This window comes from Methylotenera sp. (assembly GCF_036401095.1).
In the GTDB taxonomy this organism is placed as follows: domain Bacteria; phylum Pseudomonadota; class Gammaproteobacteria; order Burkholderiales; family Methylophilaceae; genus Methylotenera.
This window is the reverse complement of sequence record NZ_DASWWA010000026.1, coordinates 1-5,696: the sequence shown is the minus strand read 5'-3', so window position 1 is coordinate 5,696 and position 5,696 is coordinate 1. Positions and strand designations below refer to the sequence as shown.

The following is a 5,696-nucleotide window of genomic DNA, read 5'->3' as shown; positions in this document are numbered from 1 at the left end:
TTAAAGCCAAATTGTCATTGACCTAGTTTTGATTTGAAGTTTTTCTTGGCATGCTATTTCTAATCTAGATATGTTCGGAATAGTAAGGCTCGTAGTTTCTTTATATTTTTTAGCAAATTTTCTCACCCTGTTTTTTAAAAGAAAATTCTGTCTATTTTCAAGACTTGACGCTTCAATAAACATCTCGGCTAAGGTATCGTAGAATTGTTTTTCGGCTTGCTCTAATATTTGCCAAAGAACGTTAGCTTTAAAGTTAAGCCCCAAGCTATTAACATACTCACCTAGATCAAGAACGGTTTCGCCGCTCAACATCCCTAGAGAAACTGCATCAACTTTTATCAAATCATCCATTTTATTCCCTCTCAACTTTTGGAATAATCATAATACTTATTTGGAGGATTTGATCGATTCTAAATAACAACAGAATTCCTGTGTTATGTTTTATCAGTTTAGTTCAGCTTTTGTGCTTGAGTTACTTATCCCCATATAGCAATCAATATGCTTACCTACGAGCATTTAAAGTTGACCAGAATGGAGTGAGGTCAAACTAAATATATGCATTGGAATGAGCGGAACTTAAGGCAGTAAGATCTACCCATTCTCTTCTAAAATTTTATTTATTAGGCTTATTGTGAAGGTCGTATCAAATTAGTACAGCAACTAGCAGCATAATAAAGAGGTAAGCTTTTCTGAATGGTAGTTTTATAAATATGGCATTTGATGGAAGGCGTCCATAGCGTACTGCTTTGGTAAATGCGTCGAATAAATCCTCTAGTGTTAAGTTAGAGTGAAGTTTTTCGAAAGCAAGCCAACTAAACTCACGGCCATCTCCTCGTCCTTTTAGCATTGCTTTAGTGCTTCTTGTGTCTTTACAACTAACGTCTTGCATAATCATATTTACTTCCTTAAATGAGTTGATTTACACAGCTCATTATCCAGATATCATTTATATGTCAAATTTAGCGAGAGTTTTAGTTATTGATTTTGGATGTATCGAAAACTAAAGCTGGATGGTTATCTTCGTTTCCTCTAATTACTTACCAGACTTAAAACTTCCACTGGGTTTCACCAAAAATGCCGCTGCCAATTGCTTCTCAAAGCCGTGATTACTGCCATTAATCACAGTGAACTTTTTATTTTTAAAAGGCATTTTCACTTAGCGTGTCTCACGCAATGCAATCATTAGCAGCCTTAAAAAACACTTGGTTTTAATCTTCCTTAGAAGGGGCGGTGTTTCTTTATTCGGCATAGCGTCTACGCGTTAGTAATTTCGCTGATCAGAAAATTTGATAGTTTGATCAAAGTTAACATACCAATACACAATATGAGCGATGCTAAAGTTTTCCCCGATGTCACATAAAAAACTAAGGCCATAAGCGGATACGCAAAGAGCGTTTTTAACCAAAACATATTATTCCCCTTTAATCAATTTAATCGCTTGGCGAACATGCGCAAGCGTGACCCGGAATCTCTTGTTTTCACCAGTTGAAATCGCTTCATTTACCGCAGATTGCAGAATTTCGCCTACGTTGGCCAATGACTCACCGTTCAATAGTTCAACAATCGCCTCTGCAGTAAAGTCTGCGCCTAATTTAGCTTTGGTTTTACCAATCCACTTGGTCACGTAGCCATGCAATGAATATTCATCCGGCACATCAAAAGCTACTTTCTCCGTAAAGCGACCACCACGTAACATCGCAGCTTCAATTAGATCTGGTGCATTAGTCGCAGCAATAAACAAAATGTCTTTTGTTCTACCATCAGCCCCGTCCATAATCGTCAAAAGCTTGTTAGTCACATCTTTTGACAAGATAGAGTTGCGACGGTCTGCTAATACATCATCAGCTTCATCAATAAACACGATACAAGGGCGTACATCTTTTGCACGCTTAATCAATGTATCAATCTTGTCTGGACTATGAAGCAAGTCATGACCGCTTGTTTTTAAGAATGCCCATTTAGACTCTTTCGCTAATGCCATCGCCGCAATCGTCTTACCTGTACCGGCAGGGCCGTGGAACAATACACCTGAAGGTACGCTACCGCCCATTTCTTCAATTTCATCAATGTTCACCATACGTTTAGCCAATTTTGTCATTCTGCTACGCATCTCTGGTGCCAAGATTAGCTGATCAATATTCAATGCATCTTCAGGAATCTTATCGCCCATAGAAGCGTTTAATCGGCGTAACGCACCAGCTAACTCATCAAAGCCAACAGTTTCAATCTTACCTTCTTTGAGTTGGTCTAATGTTTCTGTGGCAATCGCGTTAATACGTGACACAGCAAAGCCTTCCCAACGCTTAGCAGCACGCTCTAATCCGCTTGCATCAACTTTCGACGCAACTGACTTCAAGCCGTCATTCAGTAAGAATTTACGTGCAGCAAAGTCAGGTGGTGGTACTTCGATTTTGTAATCAAAGCGGCCTTCACGAATCGCGGCCGGATCTAAACGTTCTAAGAAGTTAGAAGCAGCAACTACGACTACTTTACTGCGACGAATATCCTCAAGACGTTTCAACATAGCAGATACAGTCTTAGGGCCTTCGCTATCTGCATTTGTCACTTTGCTACGGTCAATCATTACCGCTTCAATTTCATCCAAGAACAGCACACATGGCGCTTGTTGGATAGCATCATCAAAAACCTTCATTACACGCTCAGTAGTTTGACCAACCCATGAGCTGGCAAATGTGCCAAACGCTACATTGATGATAGGTAACTTCAACTCACCAGCTAACGCTTCTGCCATTGTTGTTTTTCCGTTACCAGGATCACCAGTAAGCAGGATGCCGTTACGTTTAGGGCTTGCAGGGTCGTTAGATAGCACTTCATTACCGGCTTTCAATAAACGAGCTTTGAACTCATCCATGCCCACGACATTGTTAAAGTTTTTACGAGCAATAAGAGCGTTGTATGTAATGGTCGGCACATTTGCTGGTTGAACGCTTGCACCGTTGTTGCTAGACCCATTGTTGTCATATGTATTTGGGACATAGTAAGCACGTGCCATAACATGACGGCCAAACTTATAACGCAACCAATCATCCAATGTCTCATTGTGGTATTCCAAATATGCCCAAGCATTTAGTGATGCAAATACGCCCATCATGAATAGTAAGGCCATGTTGGTCGTATCCATATTGGAAGCTTTAACAGCCAAACCAATCACTAAGAACAGCGCCCAAATGCCGTGATATGCCTTCTTGCCTTTAAATAATGAATAAAGAATAAAAGCGACTGGCAATAACAGCACAAACTCAATGTTAGCTAAGTGGTACGCATCAAAAAACATTGGCCAACCTGTGTTAATCAACCCATTAATATCAGATTTTTCATAATCCATTGCGTTGATAATTGGATACTGTCCAATCGGTAGCAATAACACTGGCAGCACGCCAAAGGCTAATAGTGCTAGCGGCATTGCAACTAAACTTTTAATAGAAAATTTATTCATGTTAATTATCCAAACATTGAAATTAATGATTGATAACAGCTAGGCTTAGTTGGCAGGTCAATTACTCGTTTACCATTCACGATAGCTACTTCAATCGAATCCAACTTATTGTTCACGTACCAAGGTAAGTTTGCACGTTGCGCGTCTAATTGCTGATTCAAGGCAATATCGTTTACTTGTTTAGCATCCTTAGCTTTCGCGATAACCTGTACCTTATATTTCCCAGTAGATTCATTCAGAATTAAGTAGGGTAGGTAGTCCATATCCTTGCATCCTTTGGTTTGCTCGCAAGCGGTGTGACGGATAGCCTCAAACACACTGCCGTTACGCATCTCGTTCTCAAGTTTACCGAGTGAATACTGAGTGTTGTAGAAGAAAGCTGAGAACACTGCGCAATAGCCCAACAATGAACCCCAGAAAATTTTTCCGGCCGTATTAGATAATCTTATTTTTTGCATGCGAACTTTCCTTCTTATTGATTTTATTTTTTGTGATGATATCTACAGATTGCCCAGTCCGCAGAGTCAAATCAATTAGCTTATCTACTGTAAATTTATCAACCCGTTGATCAAGAATTTCAGTCACAATTTTGTTAGTGGTTGATAATTGACTTATTACTTGCTCTCGGCTGTAGTTGTTTGAATTTATCCAGTCGTTAAGGTGGCATAATAACTTCAATTTCAGCCTAGATTTCTCAAGCTTTAGCTCAGAGATTTCTTCCAATATTTCATGGGTATCTTTAAAGAAATAGTTGATTAATAAAATTCCTGGAATCAGGATTAAAGACAATAGAGCGATTGAAATTAATACTAATTGAGCTTGGCTCATCATTCTTCCTTGTATTTAAAATTCCAAATTAGCACAAAAGGTTTTTCATGCAAGTTTTGAGATTTTTTAGTGAGAAGTTTGTAATCAGGGCTTGCTACACACTTCGCCGGTCTGAATGATTAAGGTATAGAGAAGATCACTTATCTTCCTAAATAGATGGCTGTGACTTGCTCTCGCTCATGTCCCAGCTCTTTACTTATGATCAACCTAACCTCTCTATCAATAATTTTTTCTTCTTTGGTTAATTCTTTAGAACTTTTCCCACCTGCTGCTGGTGATAGCTGCGTTGTAAGTTCTAGATATCGTTGTTGTGCATAAGCATGTCTAAAGCCATGTACCTTATGAATTCCCGCTTTGGCGGTATGATCCTCAAAGCGTTTCAATTGTTGTATGTAGGTAAGCGTATTTGGGATCAAGCTCTCATTTCTGGCGAAGTCTTTAATCTGTTTTAAAAGCTGTCTCTGAGCTTCGTTCCTGATTGGTACTGCACGCTCTTTACCTCCCTTGGTCCAACTACTTTTAAGAACTATTCTATCGCCGCGATCAGCCCAAGAAACATTGAATTTGATAGACTCTTCACGACGTAAACCAAACTGCTCCTGAAGTTTTAATGACAACTTAATATGCTCGTCTGCAATGAGGGTTAATTTCTCATGATCCAAAGCTGTTGCTTTAGAAATATTCGTCACATAAACACGTTTTTCAATTTTATAGTGTGAGTTGTCATTGGCGATGACTGACTTAATATTTAGCTTTTCAGCCACCCAGCGTAAATCACTCATTCTGTTTTTCACCGTCCCAGAGCTTAAGTTCTCAAGTTGCCAGTGATTCACAAGTGCGTGGATATGCTTAGGTTTCAGATTCTCAATTCTTAGATTTCTAAATCCCAATCCATGCAGTTGATTAGCGACTAGGCTTAATCGTCGTTCTCGATTAGCTTGAGTCGAATGGCTTCCATCCCGATTGCGCTCACAGAGCTTCTTCAGTTGATAATTCAAATCTCGCATTAGTTAATCCCACAAATATCGTAATAATCATTAAGCTTAAAACCGTAGGTAAGTGTTACTGACTATTCATAGCTAAACTATGAATCCATGCTGACATGGTAAAAGTCGCTAGGGGCTTATTCCTAGAGTCCTGATTAGAAAATCATTACATGTGCCAACTATCAGGGCGTGCTTGGCTCCAAAGTCGTCTCTGTAGAAACGATGATTTTGGACGAGAAATATCCCAGTCTCGATGGGACGCGGATGAGCGCGTGCTTGTGCCTGCATTCAGGCTATGTGTGAATGGCAAAGAGCCTTTTGAAATACTTCTATTAAACACAACTAGAAACAGACATAAAGTTTTAAGAAAAACTAATGCACATCAATAAATCAATATTGACCGGATTTTATAGACGGATTTATTT

At 39.3% G+C, this 5,696-nt stretch carries 6 protein-coding genes; all 6 read right to left on the bottom strand.

Going from position 1 to position 5,696, the window contains the following annotated elements; all coding sequences use genetic code 11:
* Positions 1-351 (bottom strand): hypothetical protein, encoded by a 351-nt coding sequence (locus tag VGD82_RS12265; protein ID WP_331020656.1) that lies wholly within the window; start codon positions 349-351, stop codon positions 1-3.
* Between the two features lie 292 nt (positions 352-643).
* On the bottom strand, positions 644-895 hold the full coding sequence (locus tag VGD82_RS12260) for a hypothetical protein (protein ID WP_331020655.1): 252 nt from the start codon (positions 893-895) through the stop codon (positions 644-646).
* A gap of 516 nt (positions 896-1,411) precedes the next feature.
* Positions 1,412-3,457 (bottom strand): AAA family ATPase, encoded by a 2,046-nt coding sequence (locus VGD82_RS12255; protein WP_331020654.1) that lies wholly within the window; start codon positions 3,455-3,457, stop codon positions 1,412-1,414.
* Between the two features lie 5 nt (positions 3,458-3,462).
* The gene (locus VGD82_RS12250) at positions 3,463-3,915 is read right to left on the bottom strand and encodes a hypothetical protein (RefSeq protein WP_331020653.1); all 453 of its coding nucleotides are present in this window, start codon (positions 3,913-3,915) and stop codon (positions 3,463-3,465) included.
* Positions 3,893-4,285 carry an XRE family transcriptional regulator gene (locus VGD82_RS12245; RefSeq protein ID WP_331020652.1) on the bottom strand — a complete coding sequence of 131 codons (393 nt, stop codon included), beginning with the start codon at positions 4,283-4,285 and terminating at the stop codon, positions 3,893-3,895. The genes VGD82_RS12250 and VGD82_RS12245 overlap by 23 nt, the downstream gene beginning before the upstream one ends.
* A 140-nt stretch (positions 4,286-4,425) precedes the next feature.
* Positions 4,426-5,292, bottom strand: coding sequence for a phage integrase N-terminal domain-containing protein (locus VGD82_RS12240; RefSeq protein WP_331020651.1), 867 nt, complete (start codon positions 5,290-5,292; stop codon positions 4,426-4,428).
* Between the last annotated feature and the right edge of the window lie 404 nt (positions 5,293-5,696).